This window comes from Paracoccus sp. TOH, assembly GCF_030388245.1.
Taxonomy (GTDB): domain Bacteria; phylum Pseudomonadota; class Alphaproteobacteria; order Rhodobacterales; family Rhodobacteraceae; genus Paracoccus; species Paracoccus simplex.
In genome coordinates this window covers 22,655-42,589 of record NZ_CP098364.1, presented here as the reverse complement: position 1 = coordinate 42,589, position 19,935 = coordinate 22,655, and the positions used below count along the sequence as shown (strand labels likewise).

18 protein-coding genes and 1 pseudogene are annotated in these 19,935 nt (G+C 68.8%); 13 read left to right on the top strand and 6 right to left on the bottom strand.

The annotated features are described in order from the left end of the window. Positions 1-12: 12 nt before the first annotated feature. The 5 genes from dsbD to NBE95_RS21730 all read left to right on the top strand — a co-directional run bounded on the left by dsbD (position 13) and on the right by NBE95_RS21730 (position 4,752). A complete protein-coding gene (gene dsbD / locus NBE95_RS21750) occupies positions 13-1,824 on the top strand; it encodes a protein-disulfide reductase DsbD (protein ID WP_289896881.1) in 1,812 nt (603 codons plus the stop codon). Further along, a complete protein-coding gene (locus NBE95_RS21745) occupies positions 1,821-2,639 on the top strand; it encodes a TlpA disulfide reductase family protein (protein WP_289896880.1) in 819 nt (272 codons plus the stop codon). Before dsbD ends, NBE95_RS21745 begins: the two co-directional genes overlap by 4 nt. Beyond that, the gene (locus NBE95_RS21740) at positions 2,636-3,379 is read left to right on the top strand and encodes a L,D-transpeptidase (RefSeq protein ID WP_289896879.1); all 744 of its coding nucleotides are present in this window, start codon (positions 2,636-2,638) and stop codon (positions 3,377-3,379) included. The genes NBE95_RS21745 and NBE95_RS21740 overlap by 4 nt, the downstream gene beginning before the upstream one ends. Then, the gene (locus tag NBE95_RS21735; RefSeq protein ID WP_289896878.1) at positions 3,376-4,038 is read left to right on the top strand and encodes a DsbA family protein; all 663 of its coding nucleotides are present in this window, start codon (positions 3,376-3,378) and stop codon (positions 4,036-4,038) included. The genes NBE95_RS21740 and NBE95_RS21735 overlap by 4 nt, the downstream gene beginning before the upstream one ends. Before the next feature lie 84 nt (positions 4,039-4,122). Then, positions 4,123-4,752 (top strand): DsbA family protein, encoded by a 630-nt coding sequence (locus tag NBE95_RS21730; RefSeq protein ID WP_289896877.1) that lies wholly within the window; start codon positions 4,123-4,125, stop codon positions 4,750-4,752. A 99-nt stretch (positions 4,753-4,851) separates the two neighbouring features. Here NBE95_RS21730 and NBE95_RS21725 read toward each other — a convergent pair whose 3' ends face one another. Further along, positions 4,852-5,739, bottom strand: coding sequence for a LysR family transcriptional regulator (locus NBE95_RS21725; protein WP_289896876.1), 888 nt, complete (start codon positions 5,737-5,739; stop codon positions 4,852-4,854). 126 nt (positions 5,740-5,865) lie between these two features. Here NBE95_RS21725 and ampC point away from each other — a divergent pair. The 8 genes and pseudogenes from ampC (at position 5,866) to NBE95_RS21685 (ending at position 12,829) form a co-directional block, all read left to right on the top strand. After that, positions 5,866-7,026 (top strand): annotated as a pseudogene (gene ampC, locus NBE95_RS21720) (class C beta-lactamase). A 50-nt stretch (positions 7,027-7,076) separates the two neighbouring features. Then, on the top strand, positions 7,077-7,238 hold the full coding sequence (locus tag NBE95_RS21715; protein ID WP_289896875.1) for a hypothetical protein: 162 nt from the start codon (positions 7,077-7,079) through the stop codon (positions 7,236-7,238). A gap of 213 nt (positions 7,239-7,451) precedes the next feature. After that, a complete protein-coding gene (locus NBE95_RS21710) occupies positions 7,452-8,234 on the top strand; it encodes an IclR family transcriptional regulator (protein ID WP_289896874.1) in 783 nt (260 codons plus the stop codon). Between the two features lie 214 nt (positions 8,235-8,448). After that, positions 8,449-9,597 carry an aminotransferase class V-fold PLP-dependent enzyme gene (locus NBE95_RS21705; protein WP_289896873.1) on the top strand — a complete coding sequence of 383 codons (1,149 nt, stop codon included), beginning with the start codon at positions 8,449-8,451 and terminating at the stop codon, positions 9,595-9,597. Between the two features lie 68 nt (positions 9,598-9,665). Further along, positions 9,666-10,553 carry an amino acid ABC transporter substrate-binding protein gene (locus tag NBE95_RS21700; RefSeq protein WP_289896872.1) on the top strand — a complete coding sequence of 296 codons (888 nt, stop codon included), beginning with the start codon at positions 9,666-9,668 and terminating at the stop codon, positions 10,551-10,553. Between the two features lie 58 nt (positions 10,554-10,611). After that, positions 10,612-11,373: an amino acid ABC transporter permease gene (locus tag NBE95_RS21695; protein ID WP_289896871.1), complete on the top strand. Its 762-nt coding sequence runs from the start codon at positions 10,612-10,614 to the stop codon at positions 11,371-11,373. After that, complete coding sequence (locus NBE95_RS21690) at positions 11,370-12,062, top strand: amino acid ABC transporter permease (RefSeq protein ID WP_289896870.1); 693 nt, start codon at positions 11,370-11,372, stop codon at positions 12,060-12,062. The genes NBE95_RS21695 and NBE95_RS21690 overlap by 4 nt, the downstream gene beginning before the upstream one ends. 14 nt (positions 12,063-12,076) lie before the next feature. Beyond that, on the top strand, positions 12,077-12,829 hold the full coding sequence (locus tag NBE95_RS21685; RefSeq protein WP_289896869.1) for an amino acid ABC transporter ATP-binding protein: 753 nt from the start codon (positions 12,077-12,079) through the stop codon (positions 12,827-12,829). Between the two features lie 290 nt (positions 12,830-13,119). Here NBE95_RS21685 and NBE95_RS21680 read toward each other — a convergent pair whose 3' ends face one another. The 5 genes from NBE95_RS21680 to uxuA all read right to left on the bottom strand — a co-directional run bounded on the left by NBE95_RS21680 (position 13,120) and on the right by uxuA (position 19,929). After that, positions 13,120-14,214 carry a hypothetical protein gene (locus NBE95_RS21680; RefSeq protein ID WP_289896868.1) on the bottom strand — a complete coding sequence of 365 codons (1,095 nt, stop codon included), beginning with the start codon at positions 14,212-14,214 and terminating at the stop codon, positions 13,120-13,122. Between the two features lie 68 nt (positions 14,215-14,282). Then, positions 14,283-15,545, bottom strand: a complete 1,263-nt coding sequence (locus NBE95_RS21675) for a hypothetical protein (RefSeq protein ID WP_289896867.1) — start codon at positions 15,543-15,545, stop codon at positions 14,283-14,285. A gap of 4 nt (positions 15,546-15,549) precedes the next feature. Beyond that, on the bottom strand, positions 15,550-17,616 hold the full coding sequence (tssI, locus tag NBE95_RS21670) for a type VI secretion system tip protein TssI/VgrG (protein WP_289896866.1): 2,067 nt from the start codon (positions 17,614-17,616) through the stop codon (positions 15,550-15,552). Positions 17,617-17,776: 160 nt separating this feature from the next. Next, positions 17,777-18,724, bottom strand: coding sequence for a sugar kinase (locus NBE95_RS21665; RefSeq protein ID WP_289896865.1), 948 nt, complete (start codon positions 18,722-18,724; stop codon positions 17,777-17,779). Beyond that, entirely contained in the window at positions 18,721-19,929 is a 1,209-nt protein-coding gene (gene uxuA, locus NBE95_RS21660; RefSeq protein WP_289896864.1) for a mannonate dehydratase, read from the bottom strand. The genes NBE95_RS21665 and uxuA overlap by 4 nt, the downstream gene beginning before the upstream one ends. Positions 19,930-19,935 lie beyond the last annotated feature (6 nt).

The window sequence follows — 19,935 nt, the reverse complement described above, 5'->3', positions numbered from 1 at the left end:
TAGCCAGTCCCCATGATGACGAGATTGTTCCCCAACCCTCTGGCGGCGCTGCTGTCGCTGCTGATCGCGGCCTTTACCGTGACCTGGGCCTTTGCCCAGACCCGTGAGCCGCCCTTGCAACCGGCAGAGGCCTTCGCCTTGACCGTCAGCCAGGACGGAAAGGGGGCGCTGGTGCTGAACTGGCGCATCGCCGACGGCTATTACCTGTATCGCAGCAGCTTCGCGGCCGAGGCGGACGGCCAGAGTCTGCCGCTGTCCCTGCCCGAGGGCGAGATCTACGAGGATCCGTATTTCGGCGCCGGCCAGATCTATCGCGGCGCGGTCACCGCCGGGCTGAAGAATGCCGGCCGGCCCGTCACCCTGCACTGGCAGGGCTGCCAGCAGGACGGCATCTGCTATGCCCCGCAAAGCGTGCGGCTGGACGCGGATGGCGGGGTGCTGGCGGATGCCCGCAAGAAGGAGGCCGCCGCCGGCGGGTCGGGCTGGAGCCCGCAGCCCGCGGATTCCGCTGTCGGAGGGCTGACGCTGGCCCAAGACCAGGGGCTGGTGCAGGGGCTGGCCGCGCGCGGCGGCGGGGCGCTGGTGATCGTCGGATTCCTGGGCTTCGGCCTGCTGCTGGCCTTCACCCCCTGCGTCTTTCCGATGTTCCCCATCGTCGCCGGAATGCTGGCCGGGCAGGGCGAGCGCCTGACCGCAAGGCGGGGCCTGCTGCTGACCGGCGCCTATGTGCTGGCGATGGCGACGGCCTTCGGGCTGCTGGGCGTGGCGGCGGCGTGGTCGGGGGCGAACCTGCAGATGGTGCTGCAATCGCCCGCCGCCATCGCGGTCATCGCGGCGCTTTTCGTGGCGCTGGCCCTGTCGATGTTCGGCTTCTACGAATTGCAGCTGCCGCAGGCGCTGCAGACCCGGCTTGGGCGCATCGGCGGCCGGCGCGGATCGGTCGGCGGCGCGATGGCGCTCGGCTTCACCTCGGCGCTGATCGTCGGGCCCTGCGTGACCGCGCCGCTGGCCGGGGCGCTGCTTTACATCGCGCAGACCGGCGACGTGATGCTGGGGGCGGCGGCGCTGTTCGCGCTGGGGCTGGGGCAGGGGCTGCCCTTGCTGGCCATCGGGCTGTTCGGTCCGCGCATCCTGCCCCGCGGCGGCGGCTGGATGCAGGGCGCCAAACGGGCCTTCGGGGTGATCTTCCTGGGCTTCGCGATCTGGCTGGCCGGGCGGGTGCTGCCGGGTCCGGTCACGCTGGCGCTCTGGGCCGTGCTGCTGGTGGGTGCGGCGGTGTTCCTGGGCGCGCTGGACCGGTTGGAGGGCGATGCGTCGCGCAACCGCCGGCTGGGCGCGGCGCTGGGGGTGCTGCTGCTGCTGGCCGGGCTGGCGCAGGGCTTCGGCGCGGCCTTGGGGGCGGATGATCCGCTGCGGCCGCTGGCGCCGCTGGCGGGGCGCAGCGCCCCGGAGCCGACGCAGGCCGGCGCGCAATTCGCCGAGGTCACCACGCGCGCGGGGCTGGAGCGGGCGCTGGCCGCGGCCGATGGCAGACCGGCGCTGGTCTATGTCACCGCCGACTGGTGCGTGACCTGCCGGGCCATCGAACGCGGGCCGCTGGCCGATCCCGCCGTGCAGGCCGCGCTGGCCGGCCTGGCGGCGATCAAGCTGGATGTCAGCACCTTCGATGCCGAGGCGCAGGCGCTGATGCGGGATCTGGCCGCCGCCGGGCCGCCGACGATGATCTTCCTTGACGCCCTGCGCGCCGAGGCCCCGGACAGCCGGCTGGTCGGCGAGATGGACAGCGCCGCGCTGCTGGCCTCGATCGGGAAGGTCGGGCCGTGAATGCGATCTCGATCGGCCCGCTGGTCTTTGACGGTGGGCGCTTCGCCGCGGTGGTGGCGCTGCTGCTGTTCTTCGTGGTGACCGAGATCGTGGCGCGGCTGCGCCGGGGCGATGCGGCGGGCGATGCGGCGCGGTGGGCCGGCATCGCCGCGCTGGCCTGGATTCTCGGCGCGCGGGCGGGCTTCGTCATCGCCAACGGGTCTGTGTTTGCCCCCCATCCGCTGGACGCGCTGAAGCTGTGGCAGGGCGGCTTCCTGCCGGTTGCCGGCTGGGCCGCGGGCGTCGCCGTCCTGCTGCTGGCGCTGCTGCGCCGGGCGCGCGGGGTGGCGCTGCCGCTGGTCCTGGGCGGCGCGGCGGCACTGGCCGGGCATCAGGCCGTCCTTGCCGCGCTGCCGCGCCCTTCGGTCACCTTGCCCAACATGCAGCTGATCGCGCTGGACGGGCGCGGGGTGCGGCTCGAGGGGCGGGGCTGGCCCATGGTGCTGAACCTCTGGGCGACCTGGTGCCCGCCCTGCCGGCGCGAGATGCCGATGATGACCGACCTGGCCGCGAATACGCCCGGCGTCGAGTTCGTTTTCGCCAACCAGGGCGAGGATGCCGGGCAGGTGCTGGCCTTCCTGGCGGCCGAGAAACTGCCCGACCAGGGCATGATCCGCGATCCGCACAACCGGCTGATGGGGGCGCTTGGCGCGATCGGCCTGCCCTCGACGCTGGTCTTCGACGCCAAGGGCCGGCTGGTCGCGGCGCATACCGGCGAGATCTCGCGCGCCGCCCTGACCCGGATGATCGCGCAAGCGACAGGAGATTCAAGATGAACCGCATCCCGGCCCTTTTGGCGGGCGCCATGCTGCTGGCCTTGGCGGCCTGCGCCTCGACCAGGCAGCCCGCGGTTCCGGCCGCGCCGCCGCCGCCCACCGTCAGTCCCGAGGTGGCGGCCCTGTATGGCGCTGTCGAGGATAACGGCCACCATATCCCCGCCGTCGATCCCAGGCTGCTGACCGAGGACAAGGCGCGGCAGGTCGTAGATTACTGGAGCGACGAGAAGCCGGGCACGATCATCGTCGATCCCCATGCCCGCTATCTCTATCAGGTGCGGCCCGGCAACAAGGCGATGCGCTATGCCGTCGCCGTGGGCGCGGCCGGCTACGGCTTCACCGGCCGGGCGCATATCCCCTATCAGCGCGACTGGCCAAGCTGGAAGCCGACCGACAACATGATCGCGACCCAGCCCGAGCTTTACGGCCCGGTCGAAAAGGGGCTGGAGGGCGGCATCGGCAACCCGCTGGGCGCCCGGGCGCTGTATCTGCACAATGGCCAGGGCGACACCTATTACCGCATCCACGGCACCATGGACCCGGCCTCGATCGGGCAGGCGACCTCGGCGGGCTGCATCCGGCTGTTCAACCAGGACATCATCCACCTGGCCAGCCAGACCGACAGCATGGCCAGGGTGATCGTGCTGAGCGAGGCGGAATCCGGCAAGGGCACGCTGCCGCCGGACCAGCCGCTGCCATTGTCCGCCCTTGGGACCGAACAGACAGGAGAAACGATATGAGCATCACCCGACGCGACATTCTGGCCGGGGCCGCCGGGTTCGGTCTGGCGGGCACCGCCGGCGGGGCGATCCTGCTGGGCAGGGACCGGGCCGGGGGAAGCGGCGGCGACAAATCCGCCGCCGCGGCCGAGATGAGCACCGACGAGGTGCTGCGCGACCCCGACAATCCGGTGCTGGGCAATCCCGAGGGGGCGCTGACCATCGTCGAATATTTCGACTACCAGTGCCCCTATTGCAAGATGGGCCACGCGATGCTGACCGACGTGGTGGCGAAGGATGGCGATATCCGGCTGGTGATGAAGGACTGGCCGATCTTCGGGGCGCCCTCGGTCCTGGCCAGCCAGCTGGTCCTGGGGGCGGCCTCGATGGGCGATTACGCGCAGGCCCATGCGGCGCTGATGGCGACCGAGGCACGGCTGACCGAGGATCAGATCCGGCAGGTGCTGGGCGACGGCGGCATCGACACCGTGGCGGCGCTGGCGGCCTATCGCGCCGAACGCGGCAAATGGGACGGGCTGTTGGCGCGCAATTCGGCGCAGGCGGCGGCGCTGGGTCTGCGCGGCACGCCGGCCTTCATCATCGGCAAGACGATCTATCCCGGCGCGCTGGACGAGACGCGCCTGCGCGGCGCCATCGCCGAGGCGCGGCGGACGTCCTGAACAAGATGCCCTAGAAAGGGCGGGAATCCCGCCGACATCGCCTTGCGGCGCCGCCGCCGGGCCTCGATACCTGAAGGAGAGACCATGCACCGTCGAAGCCTTATCCTTGCGGGGGCCAGCCTGCTGGCGCTGCCGGCCCTGGACCGGACCGCCGCCCTTGCGCAGGAGCGCGCCAACCCCATGCCCGACAATCTGCGCAAGTCGCTGGAGCGCGATCCGACGGCGCCGGTCCTGGGCAATCCGCAGGGCGACATCACCCTGACCGAGTTCTTCGACTACAACTGCCCGTTCTGCCGCAAGATGGTCGAGCCGATGCACCGGCTGATCTCGTCGGACAAGAACCTGCGGGTGGTGTTCCGCGAATGGCCGGTCTTCGGCGAGGATTCGGATTTCGCCGCCCGGGCCTCGCTGGCCTCGCTGCAACAGGGCCGGTACTGGCAGTTCCACACCGCGCTGTTCCGCACCAAGGGCCGGGTGACGCAGGAGGCCACCATGCGCGCCGCCCGCGACATCGGCCTGGACACCGCCCGGCTGGAACGCGACATGGCGGCCGAGCCGGTCGAGCGCCACATCTCCATGAGCTCGATGCTGGCCGAGCATATGGGGCTGATCGGCACCCCGACCTTCGTCGCCGGGGACGAGGGCGCCTTCGGCCAATACAGCCTCGACGAGCTGCGCGGGCTGGTCCAGCGCGCAAGAGAGACGATGGGATGAATAAGGGGGGCGGTCGCCGGGAAGCGCCGCCGCCGGATTCGATCCCGGATGCGGCGCCGCGCCGCCCCCGCGCGATCCCGGCGTTCGGTCGCTGCGGGGTCAGGTGATTTCACAGGCAGGCGCCGCGCAACTCGCCACGAGCCATTCCCGGAACGCGCCTTGCCCGGTGGTTTCGGGGCTGGCATGCAGGCGCGTCAGCCAATAATCGCCGGCGGCAAGCTCGGATGCGAATGGCCGGACCAGCCGTCCGGCCCGGGTCCAGGACGAAAACAGCGCGACCGGCACCAGCCCCACGCCATGGGACCGGGCCGCCATTTCGGCGATGGCCAGCGAGCTGTCGAAGACCGGGCCGCGCAGCTGCGGGGCCGGCAGTCCGTGGCCGGCGAACCACCGCTCCCATTCATTGGCGCGATAGGATCGCAGCAGCGGCGCCGACAGCAGATCCTCGACCCGGCGCAGGCGCCCGGCCAGGTCGGGGCTGCACACCGCCATCATCGCGCCGCCCATCAGTCTGGTCGCCGCCGCGCCGTGCCAGCTGCCGTCGCCGAACCGCACCGCCAGGTCCAGCCCTTCGCCCGCCAGGTCGACGCGGTTGTTGTTGGTGTGGATGCGCAGGTCGAGAAAGGGGTGCAGCCGCTGGAAATCGCCGATGCGGGGGATCAGCCATTCCGTGGCGAAGCTGTTGACGACGCCCAGGTTGATCGTCTCGTGATAGTGCCCGGCGGAAAACCGGTCCAGCGTGCCGGACATCTCGTCGAAGATCCGGGTCAGGACCGGGGCCAGCATGATCCCTTCCTCGGTCAGCACCAGCCCGCGCGGGACGCGGCGGAACAGCGTGACCCCCAGGCGCTCCTCCAGCCCGCGGATCTGGTGGCTCAGCGCCGCCTGCGTCACGCAAAGCTCGATGGCGGCGCGGGTCAGGTTCAGATGGCGCGAGGCCACCTCGAAGGCGCGCAGGGCGTTCAGGGGCAGGTGCGGGCGATCCATGCCGCCGAAATTAGATTATCTCATGGCTGAAGTGAAATATGATCGTTTGTGCGCCGTCGCCGCTTCGCTTTAACTGGGCGCGTGGCGGCCACAGCCGGGCCGCCCCGATATGAGCAGAGCGGAAACATGAATATGCGTTATGGATGCGTGAGCCTTGGCCTGGCCGCGGCCGGCCTTGCCATGCCGGCCGCGGCGATGAGCGAGGCCGAGTTCCGGCAGATGGCGGCCGGGATCTTCGCCCCCGTCATCGCCGAGCATGACATTCCCGGCCTTGCCGTCGGCGTGACCTGGCGGGGGCGGGACTATGTCTATACCGCCGGCATGGCCGACCGCGCGGCCGCGGTGCCCGTCACGGCCGGGACGCTGTTCGAGCTGGGCTCGATCAGCAAGACCTTCAACGTGACGCTGGCCGCGCTGGCGGCGCAATAGGGACGCCTGACGCTGGCCGATCCCGTCGCGGCGCATCTGCCGGAATTGCAGGGCAGCGCGATCGGCTCGGTCTCGCTGATGGACCTCGCCACCCATCAGACCGGCGGCCTGCCGCTGCAGGTGCCGGACGGGGCCGGTGACGACGACAGGCTGATGCGCTGCCTGCAGGACTGGCAGCCGGTGCCGGGCCAGGGCGAGCGGTCCTATTCGAACATCAGCATCGGCCTTTTGGGACGCATCACCGCCGGCGCTTTCGGCGAACCCTATGCCGAGGCGCTGCGAAGCCATGTCCTGCAGCCGCTGGGGCTGGAAAGCACCCATGTCGACGTGCCGAAGGCCGAGATGCGTCGCTATGCCTGGGGCTATGCGCGCCGGGACGACAGCGCCATTCGGGTGAATCCGGGCATGCTGGACGACGAGGCCTATGGTCTGAAAGCGGATCTGCACGACCTGCTGCGCTTCCTGCGGATCAACCTGGGCGATGCGGATGTCCCGCCGGATCTGCGCCGGGCCGTGGCGCAGACCCATGCCGGCCAGACGGGGACGCGGCATTTCCAGCAGGCGATGATCTGGGAACGCTATCCCTGGCCGGTTCCGCGCGATCAGTTGTTGGCCGGGAATGCGACGGAAATGGCCAGGGAAAGCCAGCCCGCCACCCGGCTGGCGCTGCCCGATGCGTCCGACCATGCGGTGCTGTTCAGCAAGACCGGATCGACGAACGGCTTCGGCGGCTATGTCGCCTTCATCCCGGATGCGGATCTGGGCCTGGTCATCCTGGCCAATCGCAGCATTCCCAATCCCGCCCGCGTGGATGCCGGGCTGACGCTGATCAAGGCCGTTCTGGACGCGGCCGAATGAAGGCGCCCCTCCGGTTCCGAAGGCCGTGCGCCATGCCGAGGCGGTGCTTGATGCGCGGTTTCCGGGCCAGCGTTGCCGGGCCGGGCCCGGATGGCAAGCCGGCGCAGATCGGCGCGATCTGCATAACCGGAACCAAGGCCCCGCTGGATGAACGCAATGCGCAAATCGCCCGGATCGGCACGGCGATCGTGCTGATGCGTCCTTTGCGCTAGCCAAGATCGCCACGCCACGCCGCAACGCGACACCGGCGCCGGCCGGCCGCTTGCTGTTCTGCCCGGCCTCGATGCGGCCATCAGGCGCCCCCGCCGCCTTGCCGGTTCCGCCGGTCCCTGCCTTGCCGGGCGCCCCGCCTTTCGCCTTGCCAAGTTTCATTTTTCGGAATTTATGGTGTCGGGATTTGATCCACGGCCTGGGAAAGGCGTTTGATGAGCAGTGACACCCCCTCGGACGGTCCATTGGATCGCGCCCTTGCGATCCTGGATTTCGTCGCCAGCCAGCGAAAGCCGGTCACCACCGCCGAGATCGCCCAGGAACTGGGCCTGCCGGTGCCGACGGCCCATCGGCTGATCAGCAATCTCGAGGCGCGGCAGATGGTGCAAAAGGCCCCCGGCACCAAGCGGTTCTGGGTCGGCAACCGTCTTGTGGTGCTGGCGGGCAAGACCATCAGCAACGCCTTCCGCACCGCCCGGCGCCATGCGGTCCTGACCGCCGTGGCCGGCGAACTCGGCGAGCAATGCGAGATCGGCATCGTCCGCAACAACCGCGTCGTCTATGTGGACAGCGTGCGCGTCGCCCCTTCGCAGGGCCTGCAATTCGATCCCGGCGCCGATGCGCCGCTGCATTGCACCTCGACCGGCAAGATCTATCTCAGCCGGATGCCCGGCGCGGCGCGCGACAAGCTGGTCAGGACATTGCCGGTGCAGCAGCACACGCCGAACACCATCACCGATCCCGACGCCCTGCTGGCCGTGCTGGCCGAGGTGCGGCGCAACGGCTGGGCCAGCACCAACGAGGAATATGTCCAGGGCGTCGTCGGCTGCGCGGTGCCGATCACCGCCCCCGACGGCACCTTGATCGCCTGTCTTGGCGTCTCGGTGCCGACGGCGCGGGTGCGCTACGAGGCGCTTGGGGCCTTCATCGAACCCTTGCAGCGCGCCGCGCATCTGCTGGCGCAGACGATCCTGGACGGCGAGGACGAAGACGGCTGACGGGAAACCTCATCCCTTGGGACCAGAGCCGGCGGAGGGATTCCATGATTTATCAATTTTCGGAATAATTGAATCCGAAAAGAGAAATTATTCCGTGACAGGGGCACCATCCTCTCGCATCCTGATTTTCGAAATCATTGATCTCGGAAATTGATCATCGGAAGGGTTCACCTTTCTGGCGGCCGATCCACGGGATGCAGCAGGAGAGCGATCCATGTCCTATGACGTTGCCGCGGCACGGCGACTTTTCCCGGCGGTTGAGCGGATGACCTATCTGGATGCGGGCTTCCAGTCGCCGCTGTCGGTGCCGGTGAAACAGCGGCTCGAGGCGTTCATCGCCTCTGCCTTCGATACCGCCGGCCCCAAGTCCGAATGGCTTGCCGGCATGGAGACGGTGCGCGGCCGGCTGGCGGCGTTCGTGAACGCGGCGCCCGAGGAGATCGCCTTCACCAAGAACACCTCCGAGGCGATGAACATCGCCGCCAACGCCCTGCCGCTGGAAGCCGGGGACGAGGTGCTGATGCTGGAGGGCGACCACCCGAACAACGCCTATGCCTTCCTGAACCTGGCCCGCAAGGGCGTCGAGACCCGCTTCCTGCCGATGCCCGAGATCGTGGACGGCGCCTTTTTCGAGCGGCATCTGGACGCGCGGACCCGCGCCATCTCGATGTCGCTGGTGACCTTCCATGCCGGGCATCTGTTCGATGTCGAAAGCGTCGGCCGGCTGTGCCGGGAACGCGGGCTTTTCTTTGTCGTGGACGTGATGCAGGGCATCGGCGTCGTGCCGGTGGACGTGAAGAAGATCGGCGCCACCTTCGTCGGCTCGGGCACCCACAAGGGGCTGCTGCTGCCGCAGGGGCTGGGCTTTCTGTACTGGAACCGCGAGGCGGTCGATGCCCAGCCCAGCTACATGGCCGCGATCACGCTGGAAAACCCGCCCGCCGACCTGATCGCGCGGCATGACAACATGGCCGTCGCCAGCACCGCCCGCCGGTTTGAGATCGGCAATTTCAACCTGCCCGCCGTGCTGGGGCTGGGCGGGGCGCTGGAGCTGCTGGACGGCATCGGCGTCGCCGAGATCCAGCGGCATTGCCATGCCCTGGGCGACCGGCTGATCGCCGGGCTGGACCGGCTGGGCGTCGGGCTTGTCGGCCCGCGGGCGCACCGGCACCGGGCGCCGCATATCTATGTCGCCGCGCTGCCCGCCGCCGAATGGCTGCCCTATTTCACCGAACAGAACATCCGCCTGTCGCCCGAACGCGACGGGGTGCGCATCTCGCTGGGCCTGTTCAGCACCGAGGCGGATATCGACCGCTTCCTCGACGCGGTCGAGGCCCGGTTGCGCGCCAGCGCCGCCGCCTGAGCAAGACGCGCCGGGCATGGCCCATGCCCGGCGCGACAAGAAACGAACCGACCAACAAGGGAACCACCATGAACAGCATCAAAAGCCTTGGCCTGTGCGGCGTTCTCGCCGGCGCGGCCCTTGCCGCCCCCGCCCATGCCGACAGCGTGACGCTGGAGCGCATCGCCGCGAACCAGGCCATCACCATCGGCTATCGCGAGGCCTCGATCCCGTTTTCCTATCTCGGCGCCGACCAGCAGCCGATCGGCTTCTCGCTCGACCTGTGCGCGCGGATCGTGGACAGCGTCGAGGCGAAGCTCGGACAGGAGATCCAGGTGAACTACGTCCCGGTCAATTCCTCGAACCGCATCCCGCTGATCCAGAACGGCACCGTGGACATCGAATGCGGCGGCACGGCGAACAACAAGACCCGGCAGGAACAGGTCTCGTTCAGCGTCGCGACCTTCGTCAGCCAGCCGCGCTGGCTGGTCCTGGCCAGGAACGATTTCAAGACCGCCGAGGACCTGAAGGGCAAGACCGTCGTCGCCACGCAGGGCTCGAACGCCGTGGGTTTCGCGCAGGCGCTTTCGGCGCAGGGCATGGACCTGAACCTTGCCCAGGCCAAGGATCACGCGGAATCCTTCCTGATGCTGACCTCGGGCCGCGCCGCCGCCTTCATGGAGGACGACATCCTGCTGGCCGGGCTTCGGGCCGCAGCGCCCGATCCCTCGGCGCTGGCCTTCCTGCCCGAGGCGTATGACCGGATCTATTACGGGCTGATGTTCACCAAGGACGATGCCGCATTCAAGGCCGTGGTGGACGACACGCTGAAGGGGCTGATGGCCTCGGGCGAGTTCACCGCGATCTATGACAAGTGGTTCACCCAACCGATCCCGCCGCGGAACGAGAACCTTGATTTCGCCATGGGCGAGACGCTGAAGGAACGGGTCGCCAATCCCAGCGACGCCGTCGAGTGACAGCAATCCCGGCCGGGTGGCGGCCCGCGCAGCCCGGCCCCAAGTGAAGGTTATCGGCATGTTCGACGTGCTCTTTCACCCTGCGATAGACGGGCAGCTTTACATCCAGTGGCTGTTGTCCGGCCTGATGTGGACGCTGCTTCTGGCCGTTGGCGGCTGGTGGATCGCCTTTGCCATCGGCGTGCTGGTGGGCGTCGGGCGGACCAGCCGCAACCGGGCCATCGCCCTGGCCGCGCGGCTTTATGTCGAGATCTTCCGCAACATCCCGGTGCTGGTGCAGATGTTCCTGTGGTATTTCGTGCTGCCCGAGCTTCTGCCCAGCGGCCTGGGCGACCGGATCAAGCAGATGCCGCCGCCCTGGGGCGCCTTTTTCCCGGCCCTGGCCTGTCTCAGCCTCTATACTGCGGCGCGCGTCGCCGAACAGGTGCGGGCGGGCATCGAGGCGCTGCCGGCCGGCCAGGACGAGGCCGCCGCGGCGCTGGGGCTTTCGGCCTGGGCCACCCGGCGCCACATCATCGTGCCGCAGGCCCTGCGGCTGATCGTCCCCAGCCTGACCAGCGAGGTGATGGGGATCTACAAGAACACCTCGGTGGCCCTGACCATCGGCCTGCTGGAACTGACCGCGCAGGCGCGGCAGATCTCCGAGGCGACCTTCCAGACCTTCGGCGCCTTCGCGGCGGCGACGATCATCTACCTGTTGCTGGCGCTGGTCGCCTATCGGCTGATGCTGTGGATCGACCGTCGCTTCCAGATCCCCGGCAGCGCGCCGGCCCGCAAGGCGCGCCGTCTTCCCATGCTGCGGCGCGGAGGTGCGCTATGAACGCGCTGGATTTCTCGGTCGTCGTCGATGCCCTGCCGTTCCTGTGGAAGGGGCTGCAATTCTCGCTGCTGCTGACCGCGGTGGCCTTCGCCGCCGGGCTGGTGCTGGGCACCGGGCTGGCGCTGGTCCAGCATCTGCAGGTGCCGGTGCTGGCGCCGCTTGCCAAGGGCTATGTGGCGCTGATCCGCTCGATCCCGCTGATCATGGTGCTGTTCTGGTTCTTCTTCCTGGTGCCCCTGATCGCGGGCTGGATGTTCAACAACGGCCGGCCGATGCCGGTGGGCGGGGTGCTGACGGCGTTCCTGACCTTCTCGCTGTTCGAGGCGGCCTATTATTCCGAGATCATCCGCGTCGGCCTGCGCTCGGTCGGCAAGGGCCAATACGATGCCGCCGACGCGCTGTCGCTTTCGACCCTGCAGACCTATCGGCACATCATCCTGCCGCAGGTGTTCCGGGTGACCTCGCCGATCATCCTCAGCCAGACCATCATCCTGTTCCAGGACACCTCGCTGGTCTACGTCCTGTCGCTGACCGATCTGGTGGGCGCGGCCTCCAAGGTGGCGCAGCTGAACGGCCGGCTGGTCGAAATGTATCTGACCGTGGCGGCGGTCTATCTGGTGATCTGCACCGCCGCCTCGCAACTGGTCGCGGTCCTGCGCAAGCGCACCCGCATCGTCACCACCCGCTAGAAAGGTTTCCGGCCATGCACCGCTCCGTTCCCACGGATCCCGTCATCAGGCTGACCGATGTCAACAAGCATTACGGCGCCTTCCACGCCCTGCGCGACGTGAACCTTGCGGTCGCGAAGGGCGAGAAGATCATCATCTGCGGCCCCTCCGGCTCGGGCAAGTCGACGCTGATCCGCTGCATCAACCGCATCGAGCGGCACGACAGCGGCGAGATCCTGGTCGACGGCCACCGGCTGACCGGGGAAACCAGGGACGTCGCCGCCATTCGCCGCGAGGTCGGCATGGTCTTCCAGAGCTTCAACCTGTTCCCGCATATGACCATCCTGCAGAACTGCACCATCGCCCCGCGCAAGTCGCGCGGCCTCGGCAAGGCCGAGGCGGAGGAGCGCGCCATGCATTACCTGACCAAGGTGCGCATCCCCGATCAGGCCGGGAAATATCCCGGCCAGCTTTCCGGCGGCCAGCAGCAGCGCGTCGCCATCGCGCGGGCGCTGTGCATGCAGCCGCGGGTGATGCTTTTCGACGAGCCGACCTCGGCGCTGGACCCCGAAATGGTCAAGGAGGTGCTCGACACCATGGTGGAACTGGCCGAGGAGGGCATGACCATGCTGTGCGTCACCCATGAGATGGGCTTCGCGCGGCAGGTCGCCGACCGGGTGATCTTCATGGATCGCGGCGAAAAGATCGAGGAGGCGGCGCCCGGCGATTTCTTCACCAGCCCGCAAAGCCCCCGCGCGCGGGAGTTCCTGCAGCAGGTCATCCACTGATCGGCGGCGGGCATTGCAGGGCCATCCGGCCCGCGTCGGATGCGCCGCTTTCCCTGCCTTCTGCCATCGGAACGCGGGCTTCGGCAAAGCGCAGGGCCGCTTCCCGCCGCCCGGCGCCGGTGAAGGTCACGGCGCTGCGGCGCCCCCGAAGCCGCCGGCCGGGCCTGGCGGCGCAGCGACCATTCTACAACGCGTGCCGCCCTACCTGCCCCGCGCCGGCATCGCGTCCGGTGCGCAGCGGTTCGGCGTGCCCGCATGGGTCGGCGCCGGTCGATCCCGCGGCGCGACGGTCACGATTGTCCGAAGCGGCTGCGCAGCGCATCCAGCACCAGGCGATCGACGAAATTGGCGTGCATCATGATCCCCATCGCTTCCTGGTCGACCGGATAGGCGGTGAGTGACGAGAAACCCGGCACGTCCGCCCCCGCGACCAGGAAGAACCCCGAGGCGCCCATCTTGCGCTCTGCGAGGTCCAGCCGGTCGAGAAACATCGCCTGCACCGTATCGGGCCGGAACCCCTTCATGCGGTAATTGGTCATCGGCTGGCGCTTGAACTCGGCCTCCGGCAGCAGGTTCTCCATCATCAGGTCCGACATGGTCGCGGCGATCTGGTCCAGGGGCGCATCCGCCGCCCGCGCGCCCTCGGGCACCGCCACGCCGAAGATGCCGATGGCGCTGTTGCCGCCCTCGTCGGCGCGGTCCAGCCAGATCGCCGCCGAGATCGGCGCCGATTGCGGCTTGCCCGGATCGAAGGCTTGCCAATGCGGCGGCAGGCGATAGTCGAACATCGCGCCCGAGGGCAGGCGGATCCGATGCGCGACCAGCCCGTCGGCGATCGGGTCGGCGATCGGGTCGCGGAATTCCAGCGAACCGACCATGGCCGCAAGCCTCGGGGCCTGGGCCTCGAAATCCTCCAGCGTGGTGTCGGCGCGGATGATCAGCAGGTCGGTGCCGCGCCGCCAGACGCTGATCCGCGTCCTGCGGCCAAAGCCGCTGTCATCCTCGCCGGTCATGACTTCGCCGAAATCGCGCTCGTCGCCGTAAAGGCCGTAATTCTTCGGCCCCCAGACCCGTGCCAGCAGGCGGGCGTAATCCGGCGCCAGGGCGACGCGCTCGGCGGGGATGCGCGCGGCATGGACCGAGATCTGCAAGCGGTCGCGATCCTCGGGCGCATAGCCCAGCCACAGGCGCCGGAACTCGGTGAACATGCCCGATTCGTCGAAATCGCCGACCGTCTCGGCGCTTTCGAACCATTCCAGCCCCTCGGGCAGCGCGGTGCGGAACTGCAGGCCGGGGAAATCGGGCAGCGCCAACCCGCGCTCGGAAAGCCTGCCCTTGCTGCGGGCCAGCGGCTCGACGGGATTGGTCTCTTGTGCCATCGTCATGCGTCCATTCATCATTGCGGCCGCGCCGGCCAGGCCGAGCGCGCCAAGCATCCGTCTGCGGTCCATCATCAGTTCCATAGCCAGTTCCAGCCGTCCTTGATCCGGGCCCAGGCCTTGTCCAACCCGGTCAGCCCGCCACCGACCTTCACGCCGGCGCCGACGCCCAGGCCCAGCTTGGCGCCGGCCTCGGCGCGCAGCTTGCCCTTCTTGTAGCCGGCTTCGGCATTGGCCTCGGCCTGCGCGCCGACCGCGCCGCTGGCCTCGGCATTCAGCACGATGCCGAAATCCCAGTCGTCGTTCAGCGGCGTGGCGTTCTGGTCGAAAAGCCAGTTATAGAGCGTCACCGCGGCGCGGCTGGCGCGCGTGGGGGTGATGCCCAGCTCGCCGCCGATCTTGCCCTCGACCAGATTGGCCGAGGCGCCCAGCTTGCCGCCCAGCGTCGCCTGTTCGGCGGTGAAGATCGCCTCGCCCTTGGCTTCTGCCTCGGCCTTCAGCGCCGCGCCTTCGGCCGAGCCGACCAGCAGCTCGTCCTCCTTCGAGGAAACCTCGCCCTGCGCGACATAGGCGGATGCGGCGGCCTTGGCCTCGGCCTCCAGCCCCTTGGTGGTCAGCGCGCCCTTCCAATCGGCCTGCGCCTCGGCGCCCAGCACCGCGCCATTGCCCGAGAAGGCCGAATCGGCATCGCCGAAATCGCCCTGGGCGACGGCGACCGACGCCTTGTCGGTCTTGTCAGAGACCTCGGCCAGGGTGAATTCGGCATCGTCCCACTTGCCGCGCCAGTCGGTATCGGCCTCGTAGGTGCCGTCCGGGTTGCGGCGCGTATAGCCGGACCTGACATATTCGCGGATGCCGCGCCGCCATTCCTCGCTGGTGCCGCCGTCCTTGGTCTTGCGCTCGGCCTGGCCGAATTCCCATTTCGGCCCGTCCTCCTCGTCCGGCTGCTCGCCTTCCGGCTTTGCGGGCGGGACGAGATGGTTCGAGCCGACGCCCTGCAGATAGTCCTGCAGGGTCGGGATCGCAAACTGATCGAAGCTGCCGCTGGTGGCCGGGCCGCCCTGCGGCGCCCAGGGGGTGCTGGCGGTCTGTTGCTCGGGCAGGCGCCAGGGGGGGCCTTTCCAGGGCCCGGCCGGCGGTTGGTCCCATCGGGTGAACAGCCGGGTGTCGGTTTTCAGCATGTTCTGCGCCGGCGGGCGGCCTTTGGGGAAAAAGGTGGTCGCGCCGGTAAAGGGCCAGATCGTCGGATCCTCCGCCCGGCATTGGCCATAGGGCAAAGCGGCATCACCGATCAGGATCGACGGTTTCGGCAGGCTGTTTCCTCCGGGGCCACCCATGTCGTCAGTTCTGCGAGATTTTGTCGGCTTTCAGCCGGATATGCTTGCCCTGGATCACCACGTCGCCTTCCTTCGACATGGTGATCATCGAGTTCTCGCCGACCTTGATGGTCAGCTGGTCGCCCACCCGGATGTTGTGGATCTTGCCGATATCGGTATCGGCGCGGCCACGCACGATCAGGCTGTGCGACTTGCCGACGCTGGTCTGGAAGGTATGGCCGACCATGATCGACTTCGCGGCGCCGACGATCTCGGACGAGCCGATGCCGACGATCTCGGAACGGTTCTTCTCGACGAACAGCTGGAAGTTGCCCTTGGCGAAGTTGAACGGGTCGGGGATCTTCATCTTGCCAAGCGCGCTGCCGAGCTTGTCGAAAAGCAGCTTCGACTTGCTGCGCAGCAGGTCCGACAGCGGGTTCTGGCCGACCGCGATGGACATGTTGCCCGAGACGAGCTCGTCATGGTCGCCGCCGACCTCGATCGACTTGTCGTGGCCGACGACCTCGGCCTGATTCCGCCCGACCTCCTTGGCGCGATCGTTGAGGATCTCCAGGTTCATGTCCTTCTGGGCATGGACGAAGATTTCTTCCTCGCCCTTCTGGTCCTCGAAGCGCAGCTCGTTGAAGCCCTTGCCCTGATGGGTATTGGTCCGGAAGGTCGAGCGCGTCTTGTGCTTGGGCAGCTCGTAAGGCACGCCATTCTTCCCGTTGAACACATTCCCGGTGACCAGCGGCTTGTCCGGATCGCCTTCCAGGAACTCGACCACGACCTCCATGCCGATCCTGGGGATGACCATGCCGCCCCAGCCGGCGCCGGCCCAGTTCTGCGACACCCGGCAGCGCATCGAATGCGCGCCCGCCAGATCCCAGTGGAACCGCACCAGGATGCGGCCGTATTCGTCGCAGTCGATCTCGCCCTCGCCGACCACCATCGCCGTCTGCGGGCCGTGCACCACGGGGACCGCCGTCCGCCGCGGCGGCACCATCGGCGCGGTGTCCGGCATCAGGGCGTAGCTGCCGGTGAAGGCATAGCCGTCGCTGCCCGAGCCGCCCGAGCCATAGGCTTCCGACACGAAATGATGCGAGGCCGAGAGGCAGAGATAGGTCTCGCCCGTGCCCGGCACCGGGTCGCCCGCAAGCGTCACCCGCCGCCCCGCCCGCAGGCTGGCGCAGTCGCCCACCGCACGGTTGCGGCGATCCGTGCCGCGTTCCTGGCTGGTGCGCAGCCCCGCCACCAGCTTGCCCACGTCCTGCCCCGGATAGTCGCCCGGATAATCAAAGCTCTCGATCTGGCCCTGGGCATGGGCGGCATCGCCCAGCCGGTCGGCCTCCATCGCCTGGTCGGGCTTCTTGAAATTGTAGTCGGTCAGCCGGATGGCGCCGGTGGTCAGGTTGCGCTCGGGCGCCCAGTCCCAGAAATGCTCGCCACCTCCTTCTCCGGCCGCCTGGTGATGGCCGTCGTAGCTTTTATAGGGCCGCGAACCGATGGTTTCATGCGCCAGCACGTCGTCGGTCAGCACCAGCGTGTGGCTGCCCGGGGCGTGGCGGAAATGGAAGGAGATGCCGTGCCGCTCCATCTGCCGGCGGGCGAAACCGAGGTCGGATTCGCGATATTGCACGGTGTATTCGAGGGTCGGATAATCCTGCGAGAGCTGGAACTCGACCGCCGGATCGCCGAGCTGGGCGTAGTCGGCAAGCAGTTCCTGCAGGATCTGCACCACGGTCCTGTTGTGAAAGATCCGCTGGTTGCGGCGGCGCGAGGCGAGCCAGAACCAGGGTCGCAGGGTCAGGTCGTAGCGATGGCCGTTCTCGCCCACCCCGGCCCAGCGGGCCTGGGTGACGATGCCGTCGAAGGGTTGCGGGCCGTCGCGGGTCTCGATTTCGACCGTGGCATGGGTGCCGATCAGCGCGTCGAAGTCGAGATCGGCGCGGGTGGCCAGTGCCTCGACGCGGTAGTCGAACAGCTCGTTCAGGTGGTCCGTGCCGTCGAAGCGCAAAAGCGCCAGCGTGTCGGGGCCGAGGGCGGTCGTCAAACGGCCCAGCCGCTCGGACTGGCGCAGGGGGGCGTTCATGAAAAAGGCCTCCGCGGGGGAAAAATGGGTCAAACTGAAACTGCGGGGAGTATGCCCAAGCATCAGGGCAATGCCAAGGCCGGGAACCAGCCTTCCGGCGCCGGCGCCCCGGCCGCGTCATGTGGTCCCCGTTCCCGGCGTCGGGCAGGCGGCGTGGATCTTAGCCCTGCGGGTCCGTGCGTCGCGCCTGCGCCGGGATGTGGAACCGGGCCTCGCGCACCAGGGCGCCCGGATGCGACACCACCTGCAAGCTGAAATCATGCGCGGCGCGGACCGCCGCGACCGGATCGGCGCCGTGCAGGCCGGCCGCCAGGAAGGCGGCGTTGAAGCTGTCGCCGGCGGCGGTGCTGTCCACCGGGGCGACGCGGGGCAGGCCCTCGACCAGCCGGCAGCCCTGCGCATCGGCCAGCAGCACCGGGCCGCCGCCGTTCTTGACCACCACCCGGCCGGCGCCCAGCCGCAGATAGCGCGCGGCGGTCGCCCGGGCATCGGCATCGCCGAAATGCGCCATCTCGTCATCAAGGCTGGGCAGCAGCAGGTCGGCGCAGCTTGCCGCGGCCTCGATCCAGCCGCGCATCTCGGCGGCGCCGGCCCAAAGCCGCGGCCGCAGGTTCGGATCGAACACCACCTGCGTTCCCGCAGCCCGCGCGACGCGCAGCGCCTCCAGCAAGGCCCGGCGCCCGGCCTCGGGCAGGATCGCCAGGGTGATCCCGGACAGGCAGGCGATGCGGCAGCCGGCCAGCGCCGCGCGCAGCCGCCCGGGATCGTCGGCCAGCCGCCGCGCCGCCGAATGGTCGCGCCAATAGCTGAAACTGCGCTCGCCCTTGCTGAGCGAGATGGCATAAAGGCCGATCTCGCGCTCGGGGTCGCGGGCGACATGGTCGGTGCCGATGCCCTCGGCGGCCAGGAAGTCCAGCATCTGCCGGGAATATTCGCCGGTGCCGACGCGGCTGAAATAGCCGACCCGCCAGTCCGGGCCAAGGCTGCGGCGCAGATACCAGGCCATGTTCAGCGTGTCGCCGGCAATGCCCATCCGCCACAGGCCGCCGCCGGCCGGCGACAGCTCGACCATGGCTTCGCCGATGCAAAGGATCAGCGGCGCGTTCATCCTTGCGCCCCGTGGCGCAGCGCCCGTTCGACGCCGCGCAGCTCGGCCAGTCCTTTCAGCCGGCCGATGGCGGGATAGCCGGGCTGCCCGCCGCGGCCGATATCGTCCAGGATGTCCTGGCCGTGATCGGGCCGCATCGGGATGGTCCGATCGGCGCGGCCGGCCGCGCGGCGGCGGGCTTCCTCGCGCAGCACCGCGGCGACCAGCGCCACCATGTCGGTCTGGCCGCCCAGATGCTCGTCCTCGAAGAACGAACCGCGAAGCGCGTCGCCGTCGCGGCGCACATTGCGCAGATGCAGGAAATGCACCCGGTCGCCCAGCCGCGCCATCATGCCCGGCAGGTCGTTGTCCGGCCGCGCCCCCAGCGAGCCCGAGCAAAGCGTGATGCCGTTCGCCGGCAGGTCCACGGCGGCCATGCGCTCGGCGTAATCGGCCTCGGTGGACATCACCCGCGGCAGGCCCAGCAGCGGAAAGGGCGGATCGTCGGGATGGCAGCAGAGCCGCATCCCGATCTGCTGCGCGACCGGGGCGACCTGTTCCAGGAAGTCGTGGAAATGCCGGCGCAGCACCGTGTCCGTCACCGGGGCATAGCTGTCCAGCAGCGCCCGCACACCGTCCAGGGTGAAATGCTCGGCCGCGCCGGGCAGGCCGAAGACCACGTTGCCGGCCAGTTGCTCGCGCCGGGCCTCGTCCATGGCGGCGAAGCGGCGGGCGGCCTCGTCGCGGATCTCCTCGGGGAAATCCTCGGCCGCGCCCTTGCGCTGCAGGATATGGATGTCGAAGGCGGCGAAATCGGTGAAGTCGAACCGCATGCAGCGCGCGCCGTTCGGCCGCCGCCAGGCCAGGTCGGTGCGGGTCCAGTCCAGCACCGGCATGAAATTGTAGCAGATCACCTCGATCCCGGCGTCCTTCAGGTTGCGCATCGAGGCGATCCAGTGGGCGACATGATCGCGCCAGTCGCCGGTCTGGGTCTTGATCGCCTCGCTGACCGGCAGGCTTTCCACCACCTCCCATGCCAGGCCCGAGGGCGTGCCGTCGGCCATCGCCGCCAGTTCGGCCTGCCGGCGGGCGATTTCCCCGGGCGTCCAGACGGTTCCGGTCGGGACATGGTGCAGGGCGGTGACCACGCCCTGCACCCCCGCCTGCAGCATGTCGTCGATCGAGACCCGATCCTTGGGTCCGAACCAGCGCCAGGTATGTCGCATTCACTC

Coding starts and splice junctions, on each gene's coding strand:
- dsbD (WP_289896881.1), top strand. CDS start 13: ATGATGACGAGATTGTTCCCCAACCCTCTGGCGGCGCTGCTGTCGCTG.
- NBE95_RS21740 (WP_289896879.1), top strand. CDS start 2,636: ATGAACCGCATCCCGGCCCTTTTGGCGGGCGCCATGCTGCTGGCCTTG.
- NBE95_RS21735 (WP_289896878.1), top strand. CDS start 3,376: ATGAGCATCACCCGACGCGACATTCTGGCCGGGGCCGCCGGGTTCGGT.
- NBE95_RS21730 (WP_289896877.1), top strand. CDS start 4,123: ATGCACCGTCGAAGCCTTATCCTTGCGGGGGCCAGCCTGCTGGCGCTG.
- NBE95_RS21725 (WP_289896876.1), bottom strand. CDS start 5,739: ATGGATCGCCCGCACCTGCCCCTGAACGCCCTGCGCGCCTTCGAGGTG.
- NBE95_RS21715 (WP_289896875.1), top strand. CDS start 7,077: ATGCGCGGTTTCCGGGCCAGCGTTGCCGGGCCGGGCCCGGATGGCAAG.
- NBE95_RS21710 (WP_289896874.1), top strand. CDS start 7,452: ATGAGCAGTGACACCCCCTCGGACGGTCCATTGGATCGCGCCCTTGCG.
- NBE95_RS21705 (WP_289896873.1), top strand. CDS start 8,449: ATGTCCTATGACGTTGCCGCGGCACGGCGACTTTTCCCGGCGGTTGAG.
- NBE95_RS21700 (WP_289896872.1), top strand. CDS start 9,666: ATGAACAGCATCAAAAGCCTTGGCCTGTGCGGCGTTCTCGCCGGCGCG.
- NBE95_RS21695 (WP_289896871.1), top strand. CDS start 10,612: ATGTTCGACGTGCTCTTTCACCCTGCGATAGACGGGCAGCTTTACATC.
- NBE95_RS21690 (WP_289896870.1), top strand. CDS start 11,370: ATGAACGCGCTGGATTTCTCGGTCGTCGTCGATGCCCTGCCGTTCCTG.
- NBE95_RS21685 (WP_289896869.1), top strand. CDS start 12,077: ATGCACCGCTCCGTTCCCACGGATCCCGTCATCAGGCTGACCGATGTC.
- NBE95_RS21680 (WP_289896868.1), bottom strand. CDS start 14,214: ATGACGATGGCACAAGAGACCAATCCCGTCGAGCCGCTGGCCCGCAGC.
- NBE95_RS21675 (WP_289896867.1), bottom strand. CDS start 15,545: ATGGGTGGCCCCGGAGGAAACAGCCTGCCGAAACCGTCGATCCTGATC.
- tssI (WP_289896866.1), bottom strand. CDS start 17,616: ATGAACGCCCCCCTGCGCCAGTCCGAGCGGCTGGGCCGTTTGACGACC.
- NBE95_RS21665 (WP_289896865.1), bottom strand. CDS start 18,724: ATGAACGCGCCGCTGATCCTTTGCATCGGCGAAGCCATGGTCGAGCTG.
- uxuA (WP_289896864.1), bottom strand. CDS start 19,929: ATGCGACATACCTGGCGCTGGTTCGGACCCAAGGATCGGGTCTCGATC.